Raw genomic sequence first — 23,070 nt, 5'->3', positions numbered from 1 at the left:
TGAGTCGCTCCACAAACGTGCACTCAATGCGCTTATGCAGTGCAAAAATGCTCCAAGCGGAGCCAAATCAAGCAATAGATAGGGTTGAATTGTTGCCCAAGACCTAATATTGATAGATAAAATCTATTGTAAATTCTCAAGGGTTTGTTCAGGCAGTTGTTGAACAGGGGCTATGATTAGGTATTGAGTGGGGGCTCGTAATAAAGCTCAGCCACGGAATTCGACAATAGATCAGGAGGTTCGATTCAGTTATGAAATCAAACGCAATCCTTGGAGCCACAGTATTTATGACCGCGGCCGTACTGTCCGCATCGAGCGGCGTGATCGCTGAGAGCACGTCGTCCATGGACAATGTTGAGTATCGCTGGGAAGTCGATATGCGCGGCAAGCCGCCCTACAAACGCGAGCGCGTGCCGGTTAACACCATCGACGTAGCTGCAATGGAAATCATTGATGTAAACGTAGCGACCGAGGTCGTTTGGCAGACCGACTTTACAGGTCGCCCTCCCTTCAGTCGCAAGCAGGTTGAACTACCGGTAGTTGATGCCGCCGCAATGGAATTGATCGAAGACGAACCCAAAACCACCACATTCCGCGGGCGTCCACCGTTTAACCGACACCGCTAAGCCGGATTTGATCGAGAAGCCTCGGCGCTATCCTGTTGGAATGGCGCCTTTCTTCTATCTCACACTAAGATCCCAGACTTGTTAAACGCCGAAGACGCTTTCGGTATTTCTAACATGCGATACTCATCAGTCGCCTTTTAGGTACTTTAGCTTGAGGAAAAACGCATGGACCTCGCGACAATCTGGGTGACGTTCACAAGCTGGGCTGGTGCTTATTCATGGCAGGTCATCGTCACGCTAGCGATTGTGGGCCTTTATTTTCTTATAGACAGACTAACTATCCCGGTGCTGTCTCGCAGCGCGGACAACGCGCGACTCACAGAAAGCTCCGGCGATCGAGCGGTGGGCTTAGCTCGATTGTTGACCGGAACGCTGTGTGCTCTGGCAATGATGGTGGTTTGGGGGGTGCAGTTTGGCTCTGTCCTGGTCTTTGCAGGTACCGCTCTGACACTTCTGGGTGTTGCACTGTTTGCCAGCTGGTCGATCCTGAGCAACATCACCGCATACTTTGTCATATTGCTACACCCCACCTTTCGCCGCGGTACTTTCATACGAGTTCTTGATGCGGATAATTACGCAGAGGGCTACATCGCCGATTTAGGCCTGTTTAACTTGAAGCTGATCACCGAGAACCGCGAGGCAATTGTTTACCCTAACAACCTCCTGCTCGGCCGGCCCTGTGTGATCAACCCCCGGGATCGTTTGCGGGGCGTCGGCAAGTTGCCGCCCCTACCGCCCCTAGACGTGGTTCCCAACAATGAATGACTCTGGCTAGGAGCGCCTGATCCCGGCTTTTGTTCCGTCTAGCGTCAGAAAAAAGTCCGGGGCAAAGCCGCCACGAAATGTCCCTTGGGGGTAAGCCGGGGCAGAGGGTGCATCATCAATCTGTCCATCGGGCAGATCAACAAAACTACAGACCTGTAGATTGACATCCACCAACCATGAATAGGCCTGAAACTTAGCTTGCGTTGGATTAGCTGCTACAAGGCAGGTTTCGTTGAGCGGTCTAAACGGTTGGTCCAGAGACTCGGACACCATCCCGTACAACGCGGTGGGTGCTCCCAAACTTTGGTCGAAGGTCCATCCGTGTACAGACCAGAACAAGTAGTAAAGGCCATTGCTGTGCAATAAATGCGGACGTTCCATTTCATTGGTAACACCATCAGCAATCAGAAGCGGCGGATGTAATTCCCAGGGGTCACAAGAGTGCTCGCGCGACGCGATGCCAATAGCGGCATTCTTTTTAGTACTGGCCTCTACAGCAGACGCTGCAAACAGCAGGTACTCTCGACCGGACACAACATCTCTCAGCCAGAAGGGGTCACGGAAAGCCTTAATGCCGCCCATTTCTCCCGACCGCTCAAATGCCAGTTCGTACCAACTACCATCAGCGCGAATTTGCTCACCGAGATCCATCCAATGACTCAAGCGCGGTGTCTGTGCATCCATGGCCAGCTTCGCTTGTGCAGCAAAAATGCGCTGGCAGTAAGTCGGAGAAGCTTCACCGGCAGTACCCTTGACCGTGTAATACAGTGTGAAAACCCCATTTCGGTCAACGTTAGCCGCACCCGCCCATTCGCAACTACCGATGCTAAACCCGTCCGGGAGTAGATTCCCCCAGTCCTGCCAGTAACCCTCTGTTCGGGTGAGCAAACGCATCCTCACATAGTCGTGCCGGGACTCAGGAGGGGTCATTGCAGGTGCCGACAGCGTAATCCAAAGCTCCATAGCACCGAAGGAAACAGGCTGCCCCCCCTCATCACAAACAGGACATTGGTCCCAATACCATCGTTCCTTGTCGATGCACTGCAGAGAGTTTGCGTCGAAGACCTCAAGCTCTTGTCCTGGCTCGATTGTTAGACCGGCCAGAGACTCAGGCTGCCAATAAGTAGTCACTGGGTTATCGCGCCTCGCCGGCTGTGGAGGTCACGCTCAACCTGCTGCAAGGTCTGGCGATCAATGGTGTACCAAAACATGAGCGTCGCCGCCGCCAAAAAATAAACCGCTGGCACAACGTTGAACATCAGACGAATACCTGCCACTGCAACATCGTTTTGCGCCTGGTTTGCAACAAACCCAAACCAAGCCAGCATAAAGCCGGGAATCGCACCGCCCACAGCAGAGCCAAACTTCAAGGAGAACATAGAAGCTGAGATCGTAAGCCCCGCCGTGTTTCGGCCGGTAAGCCATTCACCGTACTCGGCGCAATCGGTATACATAGAAAACAACAGGGTAATGCTTACTCCGAAGGTGAAAATTCCGACGCTGTGTATCAATACAATTAGTGGAAACTGGTCTGGTGGGATCATGTAGCAAAGAGCCAAGCTCACCGCGTGTAACAAACTCATAAACATTACAAGACGATGCTTTTCGATCCTGGCGGCAAGAAAAGGCGTCACAAGCGCGCCAATGAGTTGCCCCATGAGACCGCAGGAAGTAAGAATTGCGGTTCTATCAAAAATCAGAAATATGGCTTCGCCACTGTCGTTCACATAATACTTCATGTAGTAAACGATGGACGCAAAACGAGCAATCAGGCCAACAACAATCAGGATTCCGGTGAAAACAAGAATCATCCAGGATCGGTTTTTAAGCAATGCCGTGATGTCATCAGCGACACTCCCAGTACTCGGCTGAGGCTTAACTCGCTCACGTGTGGTGGCAAAGGTAATCCAGAAAATGAGCACCGATAGCACGGCAAACAAAATGATAGTGAGTTTAAAACCGAGTAGCTGATCATCTCCCCCGAGCCATCCCACCAGTGGCGTTGCAAAAGCGCCTACCGTTAAGGTTCCCAGTGACGCAAATACAAAGCGAAACTGCGTCGCTTTGGTCCGTTCTTCCGCGACCGGGGAAATAACAGCGAGTAAGGCAGAATAAGGGACGTTGATCGCTGTATAGGCGAGCATTACCAGTGTGTAGGTAATGTAGGCGTAAATTAGTTTACCCGTAGGCGATAGATCGGGGCCCAAAAACAAAAGATAACCAAGACCGGCATAGGGAACCGCGGCCCACAATAAGTATGGACGGTACTTTCCCCAACGGCTGTTGGTTCTATCAGAGATAAGGCCCATTGCCGGGTCACTTATGGCATCAATAACCTTGGTGACCAGCAACATCGTTGCCGCCGCAGCAGGACTGATCCCAAAAACATCCGTGTAGTAGTACAGCAAAAACAGGCCGAAGAATCCCATGTAGAAATTCGAGGCCATATCGCCCAGACCGTAACCGACCTTCTCTGTAAAGGACAGCGGTGCTGTATCAGCTTTTTCGCTCATGATTGATCCGCCAGAGTTCAAGGGGACACGCCAGCAAGCGCATCGATCGGCAGTTTGAAAATGCGTGGGGGCCGATATGCGACGGCCCCCACTGGTGTCGCTATGCTATGACAGGAAGCCTAAAAGCGGTACATAAACCCAATGTTAGTCGAGCGACCATTCAGTGGACGTGCACGAATAAAGCTACCAACGCTGCCTGAACCTTCCTCCGACTCCGTGATAATAAACTCATCAGTCAGGTTATTTACATTTACATATGCCGTAAGGTCCGCGGTTATGTCCCAGTTCGCAAACAGGTTGGCCAAAATGTAAGCCTCTTGCTTCAAGTCGTTGTTGTCCTGAAGGTAGTACTCCGTCGAACCCTGCAGCACTAAGCCTGCAGTTAGACGCTCGGCTCGATACTCGGGAATCAAGGTGTAGATAAAGTCTGCTTGTCGACGAGGCGTATTCCCTACAACAGCGGCGTTGGTCTGATCGTCAGAAATTTCTGCATCAGTCCAGGTCATGTTGCCACGAATACCAAAGTTACCCGAGATGTCCCAAGTACCTTCGAGCTCCAAACCCGTGGACTCGTATTCACGAACAAAGGTCAGACCGCTGGTCAATTCCGCCTGCGTCTCTTCGGTAATGGTGTTGAACAGTGTTGCAAAGAACGACCAGTTGTCACCAAAGTGCTTGTAACCAAGCTCTAATTGCTGAACATTGTCAAAGCCATCAGTGGTGGATGATAAGCTGCCGTCCGGCCGCAGCGACCCAGGAACCTGAGTGAGCCTGTCGGCAACCGCCCGCCCACCGTCACTGTAGCGCGCAAATAGCGATGAGTTGTCGGTGAGCAGGAAGGTGCCGCCCAGGGAGAATGATGTGTTGTCGGCATCGTAGTTAACGTCGGTAACCGCGGCATTGTTCGAGTTCAGCACTCGTACACCGCCACTAATGAAGCCTGCCGAGGTTGCGCCGGGATTCTCAAGTAGGGCATCGCTATCGAGGCGGGTGATCACCCCGTTTGCAACGGTAAACTGACCTACCGATCCATCACCGTTCAGATCTACAGCCGTGTTACCGCCGCAACATGCGTCAAGACGTTGGCCACGTGCTTCTACCTCATCGTGGCGCGCACTCACATCGAAGCGCAGCCGGTCACCAAGATCAAAGCCTACGTTGATATACGGGGCGAAAGTTGTGTACTCAAGGTCCCAGTTCCATGCAAGGAAGCTTTGGGTAACCGCGCCATTGTCCGCAAGGGTGACATCGATGGCGGTACCGTTGGCGTCAATTCCAGCGCCATTGGCGACGTAGCTGATATTTCGCGAGTTAGCCCCGTCGAGAGTCTGCATGCGCGTTTGCCAGCTGTTCCAGGAGGTCTTAATATTTTGCTTCGAGTAGTAAAGACCTGCGGTAATCGCTAAACCATTGGTGTTTTCCCACTGAAACTGTAGGTCATTCACCATGAGCCCGAGATCATGAATCTCGGTATCAAAGAGTAGATTCGTATAGGCAAGCTGATTTGGGTCGGCCAGCTGGCCGTCAATCAGGGCCGTGACGCCACCGGAGCAATCAAGGCCAACGCCGCCAACACTCGCGTCCGCGCAAAGGGCGGCGCCTTTTGCGGCAATCGTGTCTGTGCCACCAGCAAAGCCATCAGTGAACGGAGCGATAAATCCCCCAGAGATGTCGGAAATTCGAAACTTGTTGGTGATCGATAGCTGGTCCGACAAGCTCTTGTTGAACTCGAAGCCGAATGCGTTGACCTTAGACTCAATACCATCCGACAGAGAACGGGATACGGGCGTACCGAACTGATCAAAAGTCGTGAAGTTGTTGGTTTGCTGCGAGTGGAGCGTTTGGCTGCTTGCATCGTAGCCCGGCACGGCGCCGTAAGAGTCGCCACTGTTCACCCGAACCGGAGAAGGCAAATAAGTCGTTACCCGATCGTTGAGACTCTTGGCGTACAGACGCAGATAACCATCATCGAACTCTTTGGTGAGGTTAGCTTTAATCTGACCGCCGTTGTCACCATTAAAACCGGTCTCGCGCACGCCCTCTCCATCGCGGAAGAAGCCACCAATGTGATAATGAATCGTGTCGGTTAACGAACCGCCATATTCGAAGTCAGTACGAAACTCATCGTAATCAGCACCAATACTTACTCCGACAGTACCTCCTTCCTGATCTCCGGTCTTGCTGATGATATTGATAATGCCGCCAGGAGAGTTGCTGGCGAAAGTGGAGGCAGAACCGCCGCGGATACTTTCAACGCGGGATACCGTCCAATCGGTACGCATCCAGTTGTCGGTGTTACCAAAATTAATATCGCCATACTCAAGAACAGGCAGACCGTCTTCATGCACTTGCATGTACTTGGAGCCACCAGTAGCAAGAGGAATACCACGGACCGTTAAGTTTGCGTTACCGCCGCCACCAGAGCTCTCGGATCGAATACCTGGAAGGGCTCTAAACAGCTCCGCGGTGGATCGCGGAGCAAGGTCAATCAGATCGTCACCGCCATAGGAAGACACTGAAACACTGGCCTCAAGTTTAGTGGCACCACCGGAAGGCACACCGGTAACAATCACCTCTTCCATGATAGATGGTTGATCAGAGGTCTGAGCGAACGTCGAGCTTGCAGGCAAAGCAGCAAGCAAAATGAGACCGATTGAAGAGTGCACAAAGAGTGCATCGCTGCGATATTTCATGGCGTATTCCTATTATTTGAATAATTACGATCACATACTTTAAGCATGGACATTTAAAAGATAGAACACTGTGCAATCGATTGCAAACAAAAATGTAATCGATTGCGTCTGCATTCAGGAACGCGTAGTTTCTCGTTTAGAGTATTAATCCAATAAATCCGATAACTTTGCGCGGGGACTGGCACGCTCCGTCTTGGTGTTAAGCGACGTAACGAGTACCTTTATGAGTGTGTCTGAAACTAAAGCCGGCGCCGTAAAAAATCTGCAGGATCTGGCTGACCTGGCAGGCGTATCTCGGGCCACTGCATCTCGTGCGCTGAACGACAACCCCAGAATAAGTCAGGCCACACGGGACAAAATACAGGCCTTGGCGCGGGACCACGGTTATGCAATTAATCGTCGGGCACGTGACTTTCGCTTACAGCGCACAGGCGTCATCGCCGTGGTGTTTATGTTGGACATCGAGTCCAAGCAGCATATGTCTGACCTATTCTTCTTAGACATGCTCGGTGGCATCGCTGATTCATTGGCAGAGCGCGACTACGACCTGCTGCTAGCACGCGCACCTGTGCTCGACGTGAGAGACTTAAACAACAGCCGCATGCTTAACCAATCGGATGGCGCGATTTTTATTGGGCAGGGTGAGCAGCACGAACAGCTCAACAATCTAGCAAGACAACGCAGCTCCCTCGTGGTCTGGGGGGAACCGGTCCCCGGCAAGCAGTACGTGCTCGTGGGTAGCAACAATGAAGTGGGCGGTTATCAGGCCGCAACACATTTAGTGGCGAAAGGCCGACGGAAGATTGCTTTTTTTGGTAGCACCGGCAACCCCGAAAACGCCGCCCGATTTGCCGGATACCAGCGCGCGCTGGCCGAGCACGGGCTTGAGTTTGACCCCGCACTCAAGTTTGATATTCCCTTCGACATGGAAGCTGCGCAAAGCGCCATACCAGAGCTGCTGCAAAGCTCACCAGATTTTGACGCTGTAATGTGCGTTACCGACGTCATGGCAATGGCGACGCTCTCGGCGCTTCAACACCGTGGAACGCGAGTTCCTGAGGATATAGCGGTTGTGGGTTACGACGATATTAGCCTGGCTGCTTACAGTAGCCCTCCACTGACGACCGTCAGACAGCATATTCGCGAAGCTGGCGCGGTTCTTGTTGATTCAGTCTTGGGGCTTATCAATGGAAACCCGGTGAAAGACACACTTTTAGATACAGAGCTTATCGTCCGCAGAAGCAGCGATACAAAAAGCTAATAATGATCCGAAGCACTACTTAGGACCTCCGTTGTGCTAGAAGAAAAGCCTCAACCTCATCGTAGGTAGGGGGCGAGCAACCCTGTCGAGATACATTAATAGCAGCGGCTGCACAGGCAAAGTAGAGCGACGATTCAAGACTCGCCGTCGACAAAGCTTGCAGAGCAGGCACTGATACCTCAGGCGCACTGCGGCATAAAGCGGCAAGCAGCGCCGAGTGAAAGGTATCGCCTGCGCCTACCGTATCGGCTACGTTGACGACTTTAAATCCCGGCACTTCCACAAGACCTTGCGGACTAAACAGGCAAACTCCACTGCCACCCTCGGTTAGAGCCAACATGCCGCCGTTCATCTCTTTGTACAAAATCTCGGCGCTACCGCGAGCATTGAAACCGAGTGAAAAAGCATCAATATCTTCGTCACTCGCCTTCACCAGACTCGCAGCGGGCAAAAGATCGCGGACACCCTGTAAATACTTCTCTCGATCCATAGAGCCTTTCAGACGAATATTGATGTCCAGGCTAATCGGCACACCCCGCCGCTGAAGCTCCCCAAACACCGTGCGTAGCTTGGGTAACTGACTGGGGGTAATGGCCAATGATCCGGTGTGAAAGAGGCTCAGGTCATCAGGAAGCTTGTCGATGATCTCTTGGGCGCTAATATCTTTATCCGCAATCCCCTCGCGATACAAACGGTAACTGGGCTGTCCATCTTCTTCGAGAGTAACCAATGCCAGAGAGGTCGGCCAAGCTGAACGGCGTGTTGTCGGCATAGCAACGTTTTCTCGAACCAGCGCGGATATCAACTGCTGCCCAAAGGCATCATCGGAAAACGGTGACAGGTAGCTGGCGTGTAAACCCTGTCGTGCAAGGCCAATGGCGACGTTAAACGGTGAACCGCCGAGATGGGGACGAAAGCTACCATCAGGCGCAAGAATGAGATCGACCAGAGCCTCGCCCAGCACAGCGATAGTCATGCATTTATCCTTAGACGTGTTTTTGTTAGTTCAGCACAACCTTGCGAAGCGCGCGTGTGCACAGTGGCAACGATAAACAATGAGTGCTCACTGATTCAATACATACTCGGCCAACGCCAAAGCCTCAACATCACTTAGTCCTGCCATGGGTGGCATGGCCATCGCCCTCCACTTACCGGTGCCACCACTTTTTATTGAAGCGGCCAGGGGTTTTGCCGCTTCCTCGGTCCCGGTGTATTTGGCGGCTACTTCTGTAAAAGACGGCCCAACTATCTTTCGATCCACCGCATGGCAACCGGGGCAAGCATTCATAGCCAAAAGCTGTTGAACATCAATCTTTGTGTCGCGGGCTCTTTCGGTGGCTTGTTTTTGCGCTGCTTCAGTTAATGCGAGCACCGGGGGCATCTGAGGCTTTCGCACTCCTGTACTCCACAGCCAAGCACGCACCGATAAGTTTGATATCCTCTTCATTTATTGGCGCACTGTAAGAGTGCTGCATCTTTTGGATCTCGCCAATCCACTGATCCAGGGTCATCCCCGGCGGCTGGTAACTGATGTAATTTGCCAAGTGACAGATGCCGCACTTTTGCTGCGCGAGGCTATAGCCGGCTAACTCCGATTGTCGAAGCACAGAGGTGTCTGACGGAAGCGTAACTTCAGCTGGCCTCTCGCGGCTGCATCTCTCCCTTGTTACTTGTCGCACGTACCATCAACGTAGCAGGGCCTTTATTGGCATCACTGACCGGTAGTCGCCATTCGCGGAATGAAAAGCGGCCAAGGTCCTCTCTCGGTTTTGCCGCGCGCCACTGCTGCCCACCGTCGGGAGACACCTCCAGCATCGCAATCATCAAACGTCCAAATTTGAAACGTACAGCGCATTCTGCTCAATAAACTCCCGACGAGGCTCCACCTGATCCCCCATGAGTGTCGTGAAGATCTCATCTGCCAACATAGCGTCGTCGATAGTCACCTGCAGCATACGGCGGCTTTCGGGGTCCATCGTCGTCTCCCAAAGCTGCTCGGGGTTCATCTCACCCAGACCTTTATAGCGCTGAATGTAGTAACCCCTTTTTGCCTCTGTCATGAGCCACTCGAGACCTTCCACAAAGTCCTGAGTCTGAAGCGTTTTTTCGCCGCGCTGGAAGTAGCCTGTTTCATCGATGAGACCTTTAAGGGTCTCACCAAGTGCCGCCATGGCCGCGTAGTCTTTTGATCTAAAGAATTCAGGCTTAAGCGCAATAGGACGCTCTACACCGTGTGCAAGCATACGCACCAGGGGGTACCAGACTTCCTGATCATCCGACCGTGGGACGACAGAATAGCTGGTTCCCTTGGTCTTAAGGGTGAGTAAGCGCTCACTCATCGCTTTGCAATACAGCTCAACCGCAGCTTCATTGGTAAGGTCATCGCCAACGAGGTGTGGGCCAAAAACCAGCTCCCAAATGAGCTCTTCGGGATAATGACGGCTGCGACGCTTAACAATTGCATCCACAGCCTGATACTGACGAATCAGTTCTGCCAAAGATTCTCCACTAATTCCCGGGGCGTCTGCGTTCACATACAACGCGGCTCCATCAAGCGCCTGAGCTGTAAGAAACTCAGCCAGAGCAGCGTCATCTTTAAGGTATTGGTGCTGCTTACCCTTGGCAATTTTGTACAGTGGCGGCTGCGCAATATACACATAGCCACGATCAATCAACTCTCGCATCTGGCGGAAGAAGAAGGTTAGCAGCAGGGTACGGATGTGCGAACCGTCAACATCGGCATCCGTCATGATGATGATGCGGTGATAGCGTAATTTGTCAGGATCAAACTCTTCCTTACCAATACCGCAACCCAATGCTGTCACCAATGTGCCAACTTCCACCGACGCTAGCATCTTATCGAAGCGGGCTTTCTCGACATTCAGAATCTTGCCCTTGAGTGGCAAAATCGCCTGAAAACGACGATTCCGGCCCTGTTTTGCCGAGCCGCCCGCCGAATCACCCTCTACCAGATAGATTTCTGAAAGCGCTGCATCTTTCTCTTGGCAGTCCGCCAGTTTGCCGGGCAGACCGGCGATATCCAGGGCACCCTTGCGACGCGTCATCTCTCGCGCTTTGCGGGCCGCCTCGCGGGCTCTAGCCGCATCAAGCATTTTCGTGACGATTGCCTTTGCCTCACCGGGGCTTTCCAGCAAATACTCACTAAACCGGTTGTTCATTGTCTGCTCTACAACGGTTTTCACCTCAGAAGACACAAGCTTGTCTTTTGTTTGCGACGAAAACTTGGGATCTGGCACTTTCACAGACACAATCGCTGTCAGACCCTCTCGGGCATCATCTCCCGTGGTGTTGACCTTGGCCTTTTTCGCCAGTCCTTCACGCTCTATATAGGCATTCAGGGTTCTAGTAAGGGCCGATCGAAAGCCCGCCAGGTGCGTACCACCGTCGCGCTGAGGAATGTTATTGGTGTAACAGAAGATGTTTTCTTGATACGAGTCATTCCACTGCAACGCCACCTCGACTGCGGTGCCATCTTCCGTATCCGCCTGGAAGTGAAACGCTTTATGCATAGGTGTTTTGTTGCGATTCAGGTAATCAACAAAGGCCCTTAAGCCACCTTCATAAAAATACCGATCATCCTTTCCTGAGCGCTCGTCGTGAAGAAGGATTTCAACACCAGAATTCAGAAATGCCAACTCTCGGAGGCGCTTTGCGAGTATTTCGAACTCGAACTCAATGTTGGTAAAGGTTTCTGCTGAGGGCTTAAAACGGATGAGTGTGCCCGTCTTATCGGCTTCACCGACATCCTCCAAGGCACCCTGGGGTACGCCATGGGCGTAGCGCTGCTCATAACGTCGACCAGCGCGCCAAATTGTGAGCCAAAGCTCTTCAGAAAGCGCATTAACCACCGAAACGCCCACACCGTGCAGACCGCCGGACACTTTGTAGGTGTTATCGTCGAATTTACCCCCGGCATGAAGAACAGTAAGAATCACTTCTGCCGCAGACACACCCTCTTCGTGCATGTCTGTGGGTATACCTCGACCATCATCTTGAACCGACACAGACTCGTCAGGGTGAATGGTTATTAGGATCTTGCCGCAATGACCGGCCAGCGCTTCATCAATGGAGTTATCTACAACCTCGAAGACCATATGATGCAGGCCTGTGCCGTCATCTGTGTCTCCAATGTACATACCTGGGCGCTTACGCACCGCATCAAGGCCTTTAAGAACCTTAATTTTCGATCCATCGTAGCTTTCTGATGCATCGCTCATTGCACTTACTCCAGTGTTTTAGCGGCCTGAGCCGTTTTTCATTGATTATTCGCATCTGAAACAAGAGATACACACCCTTGTTCCACGTGAAACATTGCCACTTCTTCGTCAGACCCCAGCCACTGAGCTGGGATTGCTGACCGACTAACGCAGGTGATCATTGTTTGCACCCGCATTGCCCCTAACGCTCTACACACGCGCTCGCAGCGTTCTGCATCCAACTCCGACGGCAAATCGTCTATTAAGTATAAAACGCCGCCCTGCTGCCCCGCCAATATTTGGCCCTGAGCTAACTTTAAGGCGCAAACAAGTAACTTTTGCTGACCTCGCGACAAGGTGTCTGCAGCAGAATAACCGCCAACAGTCACACGGATGTCTGCGCGCTGTGGACCAGATTGCGTAAACCCCTGCTCCTGGTCGGACGCCAAGCTGCGCTGCAAAGTGTCGGCATAGCTACTGCTTGCATCCCAACCGCGACGATAAGCCAACTCAACAGGGCCTATCTCTGGAGCCAGCTCACTGACTAAAGGCTCAAAAACACCTCTAAGGGCAGACAGAAAGCGATCACGGCCTGCGGACACAAGCTCCGCGTGGACAGCCAAATCTCGCGTCCACACCTCTAACTCGGAAGCCTGTAGTTTACCACGACGCAGGAGATGATTCCTTTGTGTAAGAGCTCGCTGAAATCGGCGTCGATGATCTCTGAGGTTATGTTCCACGTGAAACACTCCCCAATCCATAAACCGCCTACGGTTTGCGGGCTCTCCCACCAACAAATCAAAACTATCTGCATTTATGAGTAAAAGAGGCAGCTCATCAGCTAACTGCGATACCGAGCGCGACGGTTCACCAGCTATTCGAAGACTCATCCCTCCGCCTTTTTGTCGCTGAACCCCCAGACTCACGTTTCCACCCCCAGGCGTCCGCCGATCACCTTGAACCACATAGGTCTGTTTACCGTGGGTAATCAGGGACTTAGCTCCTCCGGCACGAAAAGAGCGCGCTGTTCCCAATATGTGTGCGGCTTCGAGGAGGCTTGTTTTGCCACTTCCATTAATGCCGCAGATGACATTGTGCAGCGACAAGGGGCCTAAACTGGCCTCGGTAAGGTTTCTGAGATTATGGATGTTAAGGGAGGCTAACAGGGGCGCACCCCTCCGCCAGAGCGGCTTAAAGCCGCATTGGCATCACAACGTAGAGAGAGTCTCCACCATCGGTTTCCTCAAGAAGTGCGCTGCTATTGGGGTCCGAAAGCGAAAACCGGATTTCGTCGCCGCTTAAAACACCGAGCACATCAAGTAGATACCCGACATTGAAGCCTATCTCAAGAGAATCCCCGGTGTAGTTCACGGGCAGATTTTCTTCCGCCTGCTCCTGTTCCGGATTGTTCGCGACGATTTCCAAGCTGCCATTAGATAATTTAAGCCTTACGCCGCGATACTTTTCGTTAGAAAGAATCGCGGTGCGAGTGAACGCCTGACGCAGCTCAGTTCTTGAGCTTTGAACGATTTTATCGGCGGACCGAGGCAGCACTCGCTCGTAATCTGGAAACTTTCCATCAACAAGCTTGGACGTGAAGGTAAATTCAGTGGTGGTAGCCCGCAAGTGGTTACTTCCCAAAATAATCGTGACGTCTTCGTCATCGTTCTGCATCAGCCGCGACAACTCAAGAACACCCTTTCTAGGGAGAATCACCTGTGTATCTTCCAGGTCCTTGAGTGTTCCAGGAAAGGTACAAATAGCCAGGCGATGGCCATCAGTAGCTACCGCACGCAAACGACCCGCACGAAGCTCCCAGTACATGCCATTTAAGTAATAACGCACGTCCTGCTGCGCCATGGCAAAACCGGTTCGCTCAATCAAACGCCGGAGCTGTCCCTGCTTTAAGGTGAATTGGTGAGTTCCAATGCTATCTTCAATGTTTGGGAATTCTCGTGCAGGCAGGGTAGCCAGGGTAAATCGGCTTCGTCCGCTACGTACCGTAGCCTTGCCTTCTGAGACCGAAATCTCCAGGTCCGAGCCATCTGGAAGGCTTTTACAAATATCGGCAAGCTTTCGCGCGGGAATCGTGATTTCTCCTGCGTCGCCCTCTGCTTCGAGGTTTACGCGTCCGACAAGCTCAACCTCAAGATCCGTGCCGGTAATCGACAAACGATTGCCATCTAGATTAAGCAAAACGTTTGATAGAACCGGCAACGTTTGCCGACGCTCAACGACCCCTGCAACCAGGTTCAGGGGCTTGAGTAGTGCGTCACGAGAAACTCGGAATTTCATTAAAAATCCTTAAATCAGCCGCGTACGACATAAAAAACCGCCATAGTTTAGCGCATCATGCCCGGATCGTGGCTATGAAAAATACCGCAATACGAGCACTAAACTTCGGAGCACAAATCCAGAGGGACGAGCCACTAATCAGGTCGTCAAAAGCCTTAATAAGTTTTTATAATCCTCATGAATGTCGGAGCTCGTTTCACGCAGCTCTCGAATTTTACGACAGGCGTGCAACACCGTTGTATGGTCGCGACCGCCAAAGGCATCACCGATCTCTGGCAAGCTGTAGTTGGTTAGCTCTTTAGCCAGCGCCATAGCAACCTGGCGGGGACGGGCCACCGAGCGGTTTCTGCGCCGCGAATTGAGATCAGCAACCTTTATCTTGTAGTACTCCGCCACGGTACGTTGAATATTATCCAGGCTCACCTGTTTGTCCTGCAAAGCCAAAAGGTCCTTCAGGCTTTCTTTCACCAGATCCACATCGATGGGCCGACGAGTGAAGTTAGCACTCGCTATCACCCTTTTAAGCGCACCCTCTAGCTCTCGGACGTTTGAGCGTATTCTCTGCGCAATAAAGAATGCCGCATCGGGCGGTAAATCCAGGCGTGCCTGGCTCGCCTTATTCATCAGAATCGCTACACGTGTTTCCAGATCAGGGGGCTCTACAGCGACCGTAAGGCCCCAACCAAAGCGTGACTTGAGGCGCTCCTCGAGTCCATCAATCTCCTTGGGATAACGATCACAGGTGAGGATCATCTGCTGACCACCTTCGAGCAAGGCATTAAAGGTATGAAAAAACTCTTCCTGCGAACGGTCCTTTTTCGCAAAAAACTGTATATCGTCAATCAAGAGTGCATCGACTGATCGATAGTAACGCTTGAAATCTGCGATGGCATTTAACTGCAGCGCTTTGACCATGTCCGCTACAAAACGCTCGGAGTGCAAATAAACAATCCGCGCATCCGGTTTATTGATCTTCAGTGCATTACCGACCGCATGCATAAGATGGGTTTTTCCCAGACCTACACCACCGTATAAAAAGAGCGGGTTATAGGCGCCACCGGGATTCTCGGACACCTGATTTGCCGCGGCCAGGGCCAGTTGGTTTGACTTACCCTCGACAAAGTTACTAAAGGTGTAGTTGCTCACCAGGTTGTGCTGGTGCTGCAGCGCTTCATGAACCTCTGATTTGCTTGCCTGCCCGTAATGCAGGGTCGTTTCTATCAAAGAAGGGGGTTTCTGTTTCGCCACTGTGTCGGTATCAGGCGGAGCCGTTGACTCTGCTGCATCGGCCGCCGCACCAGAGGCTGTGCCACCCACCACGGCAAGAGCGGGTCCCCGGGACACCGGTGGAGTGGCTGCCAGTGGCACAGATTGCACTGCGCTTGCACGAGACGATCCAGCCGCTATCTCTAACTGTAGCTCCGCCTCGCCGCTTTGCACTTCTCGCAACAGTTGCTCAATAAGTTGGCCGTATTTATCAGAGACGAAATCGCAGATAAATCGATTGGGCGCCAACAACTGTAGTGCCTGGTCTGTTTCTGTGGCCTGCAGAGGCCTGATCCATGTGTTGAACTGTTGTGGTGGTAATTCGTTCTGCAAACGAGTTTTGCAATGTGCCCATATTGCTTCTGACAAGGTTCACTCTCTTCTGCCGTCTGATCTCGAACAACCTGCCAGACGATCAATTCTCATGGTTTTTGTGGCCTATCAGCAAAAAAGCTCGGATTACTGGCTAAACCTCCGCATAACTGACAGGCGCTTATAGTGCGCTTTTGCAGCGATTGGACTCTTTTTAGCTCGCTTAAATGCTGAAACGTAACGACTTGCCGAGTACGGTGGATAGCATTGTTGATATCCTTACTCTGAACACCGTCGATGGGGCCATCATAACCGCGCCACGGCGACTTATCCACACCTTAAGTAAAAAAAACAAAATATTTAAGGTGATAAAAATCAACTACTTAGAGGGTTTGTGGGCAAAAAACCCTGTTGGGCCGTTTACATTTTCGTTTGTTTGATTTTGTGGATAACTTGTGTGTATCTTTGGGGAAAAGTGTTTATCGATTGCTGAAAACCGCGCCGCCACTGGGCCTGACCTTTTGTGCAAAACTTTATTTAGGCGCCACAAAGTGAGATGCATCCTTTGAAGCAAAAGTCCCGAACCTTTCGCAAACACACGCATTGAATAACCATCGCCGATTCACTACAATGCGCGGCCAAATTTTGCCAGCACTACCGGCATTAACTGAATAACGAGTCGGCCGCTCTGCAATCAAGCCCCAGGGCTTAGATAGCGATAGGTTTGCTCAATGCAAAAACTTAAGCGAGTAAGATCATGAAGAGAACATTTCAGCCCAGCGTTTTGAAGCGCAAGCGCACTCACGGTTTCCGTAGCCGTATGGCCACCAAAAGCGGACGTGCTGTTATCGCTCGTCGTCGCGCTAAAGGTCGCAAGCGTCTCGCAGCCTGATTCAGTTCAAGCCTGATTCGCGCGGCAGAAGCGGGCCGTTACTGTGGCTGCTATGTTTCGGCCCAGTCAACGGCTCCTCACCGCGGCTGACTATAGTCAGGTCTTTAAAGACCCGGACCATAAAGCAGGACAAAAAGAGCTTCTACTGTTAGCTCGACACAATGACCTACCCCAACACAGGCTCGGTCTTGCTGTTGCAAAAAAACACGTTCCGACCGCTGTGAAACGAAACGCCATCAAGCGCCAAGCCAGGGAACACTTTCGGGTGCTTGCAGCCCAAACTCCCGCGCTCGATATTGTAGTGCTTACCAGACCCGGTGCTCGAGACGCGAGTAATACCCATATAAAGGAAGCACTACAAAAATTGTTTGCTCGGCTAGGCCTGTCAGTGAATCCCTCATGAGCAACTTATTGAAATCGTTTCTTCAAATCCTTATCCGGGGCTACCAACTACTACTTAGCCCTTTTATGGGCCACCATTGTCGCTACTACCCCACCTGTTCCCGTTACGCTATCGAAGCTATCGAGGAACATGGGCCCATCAAAGGCAGCAATCTCGCTGTACGTAGAATTCTCCGCTGTCACCCCTGGCACGAAGGCGGCGCAGATCCTGTTCCAACCGCCTGCCAACATCAGGACTAATTTTTAATGGATATCCAACGCACGCTGCTCATCGGCGCGATCATGCTTCTGTCATTCATGTTATTGACCGAGTGGGTCAATTTCCGTGACGTTAAAGACGACGTAGTCCTTACTGAATCTCGATTGACGGCAAGCCCTGATCTTGTAGCCGACGCCAACGACTTTACGAACACTGGCGATCTACCGGCCGACCTTCCTGTCACTCAGCCTTCTAATTCGAGCACGACTGCTGATTCCGTAGAAGACATTCCAGCAGTAAGTGCGTCGGTTGACGCAAGTAATCCTGCTCCCGCGGTGGCCACCGCAGACAACATTATTCAGGTGTACACAGACAGTCTGCAAGTCGCTATCGATCTTAATGGGGGCGATATTGTAGAAGTCGCCTTAGCAAAGTTTCTCGCCAAGATAGATGACCCAGACACACCGTTCGTTCTTCTGGAAAACAACTCCCGTCGAGTCTATGTGGCACAAAGCGGACTCATAGGTCGAGACGGCATTGATAGCCAGAGCCGCGCTAAATATCAAAGCGCTCAGACTCGTTACGACCTGGGAGCAGATGAGAGCCTCCAGGTCGATTTACTCTGGACAAACGACGCGGGTATCAGTGTCACCAAACGTTTTAACTTTCAGCGCGATAGTTACGTCGTCGACGTCGAGTTCATCATCAACAACCAGAGCGATGAAAGATGGCAGGGCAATCTGTTCGGACAAATCAAACGCGATAGCAGTGCCGCCGAAACCACAGGCGGTGGCGGTATGGGCATGCAGCCGTTTTTGGGCGCGGCGACAACAACTGCCGACGATCGCTTCAAAAAATTCAGCTTTGACAATATGCGCAAAGAACCCTTTCGCGAGCAACACCCCGGTGGTTGGATAGCGATGATCCAACACTACTTTTTGAGCGCCTGGATCCCATCACCCCAGCAGACTCACACCTATAGTACTCGCGTTACCAATAGCGGCTTTAACATCGCAGGCTTCACTAGCCCAGCGATTACAGTAGACCCCGGCACTAGCAAAGAAGTAAGCGCTCGCTTCTACGCGGGGCCAAAGGATCAGTACAGTCTTCAGGAAATATCACCGTTTCTTGAGCTTAGTGTGGACTACGGATGGTTGTGGTGGGTTGCCCAGCCACTGTTTTGGTTGCTCACCAAAATCTATTCTTTTGTGGGTAACTGGGGAGCAGCGATTATTCTCCTGACAGTGCTCATCAAGGCCGTGTTTTTCAAACTCTCAGCCACGAGCTACAAGTCCATGGCCAACATGCGACGGGTTCAGCCAAAGATGGCGGATATCCGCGAACAGTATGCCGAGGACAAACAAAAGCAGTCTCAGGCAATGATGGAGCTCTACCGTAAAGAGAAGATCAACCCAATGGGAGGCTGTCTTCCAATACTGGTGCAAATGCCTGTCTTCATTGCCCTTTATTGGATGCTTATGGAAAGCGTTGAACTTCGTCAGGCACCTTTCATGCTGTGGATTAATGATCTGTCAGTAATGGATCCTTATTTTGTACTGCCGCTGATGATGGGTGCGAGCATGTTCTTCATGCAAAAGCTAAACCCTCCGCCGCCGGATCCAATGCAAGCCAAGATCATGCAGTGGCTGCCAGTCATCTTTACCTTTTTCTTCCTGTGGTTCCCGGCGGGACTGGTGCTGTATTGGGTGGTAAACAACTTGTTATCCATGGCACAGCAATACGTGATCACCCGGCAAATAGAGAACGCCGGCGCCAAAAGCTGACCCTTGTGTTGTGAACCTTTCCGTCGGCGTCAACGACACTATCGCCGCGATCGCTACCGGTCCTGGGGCTGGCGGCGTGGGGATCATTCGACTATCGGGCCCCCAAGCCTTTTCTGTTGCTCACACAATGACAGGAATCGCTGCAAACCCGCGCCAGGCTCATTACGCGCAGATACGTGATCACCAGCAGGAAATTCTGGACCAGGGCTTATTGATACAGTTTCCAGGACCCAACTCTTTTACCGGAGAAGATGTCGCCGAACTGCATTGTCATGGTGGGCCGGTTCTTCTGCGAACGATTCTTCGCGAATGCATTAATTTTGGTGCGCGCCAGGCCGCCCCCGGAGAATTCAGTCAGCGAGCATTCCTGAATAACAAAATTGACCTGGTGCAGGCTGAGGCAATTGCAGACCTGATCTCCAGCAGCACAGAAGCAGCTGCTCGCAGTGCCAGCCGTTCACTCAGTGGTGCGTTTTCTACGCAGGTCGATGACTTACTGGCCCAACTCATTCGTCTTCGCGTGTTTGTCGAAGCTGCGATCGACTTTCCAGAAGAAGAAATCGACTTTATTGCTGAAAGTGACGTTTTGGAACGTCTCGAAGCCATTGAAGCATCGATAGCGAAGCTCTTGAGGAGCGCGCGGCGCGGCCGGACACTGCGCGATGGCTTGAAGTTGGTTATCGCCGGAGCGCCTAATGCGGGTAAGTCCAGCTTACTGAATCAATTGGCAGAACAAGACACTGCCATCGTTACCGACATTCCAGGTACAACCCGCGATCTCCTTAGAGAATATATACAAATCGATGGTTTACCCCTGCATATTGTTGATACCGCAGGTCTTCGCAATTCGGCAGATGCCATAGAACAAGAAGGTATTCGACGCGCACGAACAGAGATGCTCTCAGCGGATCATATATTGCTGGTAATAGATAATAGTGCTGATGCCGCTGTGCTGGACGCTCCATCGCTGATCAGTTCCTATAAGGACGATCTTCCACCAGCGGTTCCCATTACACTGATTCGCAATAAGTGTGATCTCAACCAAACACCCGCTTCTTTAGCTGCCAACGACGCCGTGACAGAGATCTGTTTAAGTGCCCGCAATGGCGATGGTATAGATCTGCTTCGAAAACACCTTCAGGCAACAGCTGGAATGGCCGATAGCGAATCATCAGATTTTAGCGCTAGAGAAAGGCATGTACTCGCACTGGAAGACTGCGCAGAGCATTTACGTCAGGGCTTGTTTCAATTAAAGCAGCATGGTGCAGCTGAATTGATTGCAGAGGACCTGCGCTACGCTCAGGACAGTCTTGGAAGTATTACGGGTACTTTTAGCAGCGATGAGCTCCTTGGTGAAATTTTTAGTAACTTTTGCATAGGTAAGTAAGTGCGCTTCACCAGCTTATCCACAGCATTTCATTTAATACATGACTAAAAACATGCAACGCTCAATCAACACACAGACTTGTTAAAGCCATCCTGTGGTTTTCTAGCGATTACCGCCACTGGAGAGTAAGACAGCGTATAGACTCTGTATGACTGAGTACGTAACGGGGGATAAGACCGCTACTTTGCGACGTTCTAATACTTATCCCCGATTGACCAGCCTGTATTACATAGATGTTACAGAGTATGTTTACAGGCTTTAACGTGCGCTAGGTTATTGTTTTTATTACTATAAATAGACTTATACCGAAAACAGGCGGCCCTAATAATAACTACAATAAATAAACATACCTATATAAAGGTACTTTTAAACTTATATAAGTAATTACTTGCAGGGCGCTTTCGGAAACTTATAATCCGCGGCCCTCAAAATAAATAAGGTCTTCTCGATAACTTTCGACAAGCGCTCGCAAATACCTCATCCTGCGGCACAGAGTCGACAGCAGATACAATCAAACCATGGACCATCCCACACAATTCGATGTCATCGTCATCGGTGGCGGACACGCAGGCACTGAGGCTGCACTGGCCGCCGCCAGGATGGGCTGCGCGACTTTGCTGCTCACCCATTCGGTAGACACCCTTGGTCAAATGTCGTGTAACCCCGCTATCGGTGGTATCGGAAAGAGTCACCTGGTTCGCGAAATCGATGCACTTGGTGGCGCCATGGCAAAAGCTACTGATCAGGCGGGAATTCAGTTTAGGGTTTTAAACAGTCGCAAAGGTCCGGCTGTGCGCGCCACACGAGCGCAGGCTGATCGCGTTTTATATCGCAACGCCATTAGAACGATCATAGAAGCCCAAGAGGGCTTGCAGGTATTTCAGCAGGCTGTAGATGATTTAATCATTGAAAACGGATCTGTGCAGGGTGTGGTCACACAAACGGGCCTGCGCTTTAAAGCACCCAGAGTCATATTGACCACAGGGACTTTTCTTGGCGGTCAAATGCATATCGGTCTCAGTAAATCGGCTGGAGGCCGCGCCGGGGATCCGCCATCAAATACTCTGGCAGCAAGGTTGCGAGAATTACCTCTTCGCGTAGAGCGCTTAAAGACCGGTACGCCCCCGCGTCTTGATGCGCGCAGTATCGATTTAGAGAGTTTAGAAAAACAATGGGGTGATGAACCCCGTCCGGTAATGTCATTTTTAGGTGATCGTAGTCAACACCCGGATCAACGTTGCTGCTGGGTGGCTTACACCAATCAACACACCCACGATATTATCCGCGATGGTCTGGATCGGAGCCCTCTGTATACCGGTGTGATCGAGGGAGAAGGTCCTCGTTACTGTCCCAGCATAGAAGACAAAATCCAGCGCTTCGCCGACAAAAATTCTCACCAGGTGTTTGTGGAGCCCGAAGGCTTAAGCACTAACGAGCTATATCCAAACGGTATATCAACCAGTCTGCCTTTTGATGTGCAGATGGAACTTGTGCGCAGTATTTCAGGTTTTGAAAACGCCCATATCACTCGACCGGGGTACGCAATCGAGTATGACTTTTTTGATCCTCGTGATTTATTGTCGTCTTTAGAAACGCGCACAATTTCGGGTTTGTACTTTGCAGGTCAGATAAACGGAACCACTGGTTATGAAGAAGCTGCTGCGCAGGGTTTGTTAGCCGGTATTAATGCGGCTCTTGCCATACGCGAAGAAGATCCTTGGTGTCCCCGTCGCGATGAGGCTTATCTGGGCGTTTTGGTTGATGATCTGATCACCTTAGGCACAAAAGAGCCTTATCGAATGTTTACCTCGCGTGCTGAACATCGTTTGTTACTGCGTGAAGATAACGCTGATTTACGTCTTACCGAGCAAGGACGAAAGTTAGGCTTGGTGGACGATGAGCGTTGGTCGCAGTTCAGTGAAAAACGCGATCTTATCGACGCCGAACAAAGCCGCTTGCTTCGAAGCTTTGTGCACCCGGGCAGTCCTAGCGCAGAGACTTTGAGTTCCAAGCTTGATAAGCCGCTTTCGCGAGAGTACAGCTATGCTGAACTGTTGAAACGTCCTGAGCTTGAGTATGCAGATATTGCGGCTCTGGATTCGCAGGGGATTCACCACGAACAGGCATCACTCCAGGTGAGCATCCAAGCCAAGTACGCGGGTTATATTGATCGGCAACAAGGTGAAATTGATCGCGTGCGCCGTTATGAGGGTCTATCGCTGCCAAGCGATATGGACTACACGCAGGTCTTGGGTTTATCTCACGAGGTGCGAGACAAGCTTGTCGCTCAAAAACCCGAAACTCTGGGCCGTGCATCGAGAATCCCCGGTGTAACGCCCGCTGCGATTTCTTTACTATTGGTTCACATGAAGCGTCGGCAGGGAGCACCTTCAAAGGACTCTGATACAGAAGTTTCGATGACGGAGCCTCGCGAAGCACGCCAACAGATACACTGATC

General features: G+C 51.5%; 19 protein-coding genes. 9 read left to right on the top strand and 10 right to left on the bottom strand.

What is annotated here, in order from left to right; genetic code table 11:
• Nucleotides 1-251 precede the first annotated feature (251 nt).
• Nucleotides 252-626 carry a hypothetical protein gene (locus R0135_RS11845; protein WP_407347063.1) on the top strand — a complete coding sequence of 125 codons (375 nt, stop codon included), beginning with the start codon at nt 252-254 and terminating at the stop codon, nt 624-626.
• Nucleotides 627-791: 165 nt separating this feature from the next.
• Complete coding sequence (locus tag R0135_RS11840; RefSeq protein ID WP_407347062.1) at nt 792-1,391, top strand: mechanosensitive ion channel domain-containing protein; 600 nt, start codon at nt 792-794, stop codon at nt 1,389-1,391.
• Between the two features lie 6 nt (nt 1,392-1,397).
• On the opposite strand, the gene R0135_RS11835 is transcribed toward R0135_RS11840, so the two are convergent.
• From R0135_RS11835 to R0135_RS11825, 3 genes are all read right to left on the bottom strand, one after another.
• Nucleotides 1,398-2,522, bottom strand: a complete 1,125-nt coding sequence (locus R0135_RS11835) for a glycoside hydrolase family 68 protein (RefSeq protein ID WP_407347061.1) — start codon at nt 2,520-2,522, stop codon at nt 1,398-1,400.
• A complete protein-coding gene (locus tag R0135_RS11830; RefSeq protein WP_407347060.1) occupies nt 2,519-3,904 on the bottom strand; it encodes an MFS transporter in 1,386 nt (461 codons plus the stop codon). The genes R0135_RS11835 and R0135_RS11830 overlap by 4 nt, the downstream gene beginning before the upstream one ends.
• A 119-nt stretch (nt 3,905-4,023) precedes the next feature.
• Nucleotides 4,024-6,597, bottom strand: a complete 2,574-nt coding sequence (locus R0135_RS11825; protein ID WP_407347058.1) for a TonB-dependent siderophore receptor — start codon at nt 6,595-6,597, stop codon at nt 4,024-4,026.
• Nucleotides 6,598-6,820: 223 nt separating this feature from the next.
• Between R0135_RS11825 and R0135_RS11820 the strand changes: the two genes are divergently transcribed.
• A complete protein-coding gene (locus tag R0135_RS11820; RefSeq protein ID WP_407347057.1) occupies nt 6,821-7,858 on the top strand; it encodes a LacI family DNA-binding transcriptional regulator in 1,038 nt (345 codons plus the stop codon).
• Between the two features lie 19 nt (nt 7,859-7,877).
• Here R0135_RS11820 and R0135_RS11815 read toward each other — a convergent pair whose 3' ends face one another.
• From R0135_RS11815 to dnaA, 7 genes are all read right to left on the bottom strand, one after another.
• Nucleotides 7,878-8,834, bottom strand: a complete 957-nt coding sequence (locus tag R0135_RS11815) for a carbohydrate kinase family protein (RefSeq protein WP_407347056.1) — start codon at nt 8,832-8,834, stop codon at nt 7,878-7,880.
• An 87-nt stretch (nt 8,835-8,921) separates the two neighbouring features.
• The gene (locus tag R0135_RS11810; protein ID WP_407347055.1) at nt 8,922-9,254 is read right to left on the bottom strand and encodes a c-type cytochrome; all 333 of its coding nucleotides are present in this window, start codon (nt 9,252-9,254) and stop codon (nt 8,922-8,924) included.
• 236 nt (nt 9,255-9,490) lie between these two features.
• A complete protein-coding gene (locus tag R0135_RS11805; RefSeq protein ID WP_407347054.1) occupies nt 9,491-9,682 on the bottom strand; it encodes a hypothetical protein in 192 nt (63 codons plus the stop codon).
• Nucleotides 9,682-12,096, bottom strand: coding sequence for a DNA topoisomerase (ATP-hydrolyzing) subunit B (gene gyrB / locus R0135_RS11800; RefSeq protein WP_407347053.1), 2,415 nt, complete (start codon nt 12,094-12,096; stop codon nt 9,682-9,684). The genes R0135_RS11805 and gyrB overlap by 1 nt, the downstream gene beginning before the upstream one ends.
• 38 nt (nt 12,097-12,134) lie before the next feature.
• Nucleotides 12,135-13,181 (bottom strand): DNA replication/repair protein RecF, encoded by a 1,047-nt coding sequence (gene recF / locus R0135_RS11795; protein ID WP_407347052.1) that lies wholly within the window; start codon nt 13,179-13,181, stop codon nt 12,135-12,137.
• An 85-nt stretch (nt 13,182-13,266) separates the two neighbouring features.
• Nucleotides 13,267-14,370 carry a DNA polymerase III subunit beta gene (dnaN, locus tag R0135_RS11790; RefSeq protein WP_407347051.1) on the bottom strand — a complete coding sequence of 368 codons (1,104 nt, stop codon included), beginning with the start codon at nt 14,368-14,370 and terminating at the stop codon, nt 13,267-13,269.
• 138 nt (nt 14,371-14,508) lie between these two features.
• Nucleotides 14,509-16,005: a chromosomal replication initiator protein DnaA gene (gene dnaA / locus R0135_RS11785; RefSeq protein WP_407347050.1), complete on the bottom strand. Its 1,497-nt coding sequence runs from the start codon at nt 16,003-16,005 to the stop codon at nt 14,509-14,511.
• 700 nt (nt 16,006-16,705) lie between these two features.
• Between dnaA and rpmH the strand changes: the two genes are divergently transcribed.
• The 6 genes from rpmH (at nt 16,706) to mnmG (ending at nt 23,068) form a co-directional block, all read left to right on the top strand.
• Nucleotides 16,706-16,840 carry a 50S ribosomal protein L34 gene (rpmH, locus tag R0135_RS11780; protein WP_083791631.1) on the top strand — a complete coding sequence of 45 codons (135 nt, stop codon included), beginning with the start codon at nt 16,706-16,708 and terminating at the stop codon, nt 16,838-16,840.
• Nucleotides 16,841-16,892: 52 nt separating this feature from the next.
• Entirely contained in the window at nt 16,893-17,243 is a 351-nt protein-coding gene (gene rnpA / locus R0135_RS11775; protein WP_407347049.1) for a ribonuclease P protein component, read from the top strand.
• Entirely contained in the window at nt 17,240-17,482 is a 243-nt protein-coding gene (gene yidD, locus R0135_RS11770; RefSeq protein ID WP_407347048.1) for a membrane protein insertion efficiency factor YidD, read from the top strand. Before rnpA ends, yidD begins: the two co-directional genes overlap by 4 nt.
• Before the next feature lie 6 nt (nt 17,483-17,488).
• Nucleotides 17,489-19,225, top strand: a complete 1,737-nt coding sequence (gene yidC, locus R0135_RS11765) for a membrane protein insertase YidC (RefSeq protein WP_407347047.1) — start codon at nt 17,489-17,491, stop codon at nt 19,223-19,225.
• A gap of 10 nt (nt 19,226-19,235) precedes the next feature.
• Complete coding sequence (gene mnmE, locus R0135_RS11760; RefSeq protein WP_407347046.1) at nt 19,236-20,612, top strand: tRNA uridine-5-carboxymethylaminomethyl(34) synthesis GTPase MnmE; 1,377 nt, start codon at nt 19,236-19,238, stop codon at nt 20,610-20,612.
• 518 nt (nt 20,613-21,130) lie between these two features.
• Nucleotides 21,131-23,068, top strand: a complete 1,938-nt coding sequence (gene mnmG / locus R0135_RS11755) for a tRNA uridine-5-carboxymethylaminomethyl(34) synthesis enzyme MnmG (protein WP_407347045.1) — start codon at nt 21,131-21,133, stop codon at nt 23,066-23,068.
• Nucleotides 23,069-23,070: the final 2 nt, after the last annotated feature.

The organism is Congregibacter variabilis (assembly GCF_045689235.1).
Classification (GTDB): Bacteria; Pseudomonadota; Gammaproteobacteria; order Pseudomonadales; family Halieaceae; genus Congregibacter; species Congregibacter variabilis.
The sequence above is the reverse complement of the archived record's forward strand: the minus strand, read 5'-3'. Positions and strand labels throughout refer to the sequence as shown.

Excerpts from the sequence above, each read along its gene's own strand:
- R0135_RS11845 (WP_407347063.1), top strand. The coding sequence starts at position 252 with ATGAAATCAAACGCAATCCTTGGAGCCACAGTATTTATGACCGCGGCC.
- R0135_RS11840 (WP_407347062.1), top strand. The coding sequence starts at position 792 with ATGGACCTCGCGACAATCTGGGTGACGTTCACAAGCTGGGCTGGTGCT.
- R0135_RS11830 (WP_407347060.1), bottom strand. The coding sequence starts at position 3,904 with ATGAGCGAAAAAGCTGATACAGCACCGCTGTCCTTTACAGAGAAGGTC.
- R0135_RS11825 (WP_407347058.1), bottom strand. The coding sequence starts at position 6,597 with ATGAAATATCGCAGCGATGCACTCTTTGTGCACTCTTCAATCGGTCTC.
- R0135_RS11820 (WP_407347057.1), top strand. The coding sequence starts at position 6,821 with ATGAGTGTGTCTGAAACTAAAGCCGGCGCCGTAAAAAATCTGCAGGAT.
- R0135_RS11815 (WP_407347056.1), bottom strand. The coding sequence starts at position 8,834 with ATGACTATCGCTGTGCTGGGCGAGGCTCTGGTCGATCTCATTCTTGCG.
- R0135_RS11805 (WP_407347054.1), bottom strand. The coding sequence starts at position 9,682 with ATGATTGCGATGCTGGAGGTGTCTCCCGACGGTGGGCAGCAGTGGCGC.
- gyrB (WP_407347053.1), bottom strand. The coding sequence starts at position 12,096 with ATGAGCGATGCATCAGAAAGCTACGATGGATCGAAAATTAAGGTTCTT.
- dnaN (WP_407347051.1), bottom strand. The coding sequence starts at position 14,370 with ATGAAATTCCGAGTTTCTCGTGACGCACTACTCAAGCCCCTGAACCTG.
- rpmH (WP_083791631.1), top strand. The coding sequence starts at position 16,706 with ATGAAGAGAACATTTCAGCCCAGCGTTTTGAAGCGCAAGCGCACTCAC.
- rnpA (WP_407347049.1), top strand. The coding sequence starts at position 16,893 with ATGTTTCGGCCCAGTCAACGGCTCCTCACCGCGGCTGACTATAGTCAG.
- yidD (WP_407347048.1), top strand. The coding sequence starts at position 17,240 with ATGAGCAACTTATTGAAATCGTTTCTTCAAATCCTTATCCGGGGCTAC.
- yidC (WP_407347047.1), top strand. The coding sequence starts at position 17,489 with ATGGATATCCAACGCACGCTGCTCATCGGCGCGATCATGCTTCTGTCA.
- mnmG (WP_407347045.1), top strand. The coding sequence starts at position 21,131 with ATGGACCATCCCACACAATTCGATGTCATCGTCATCGGTGGCGGACAC.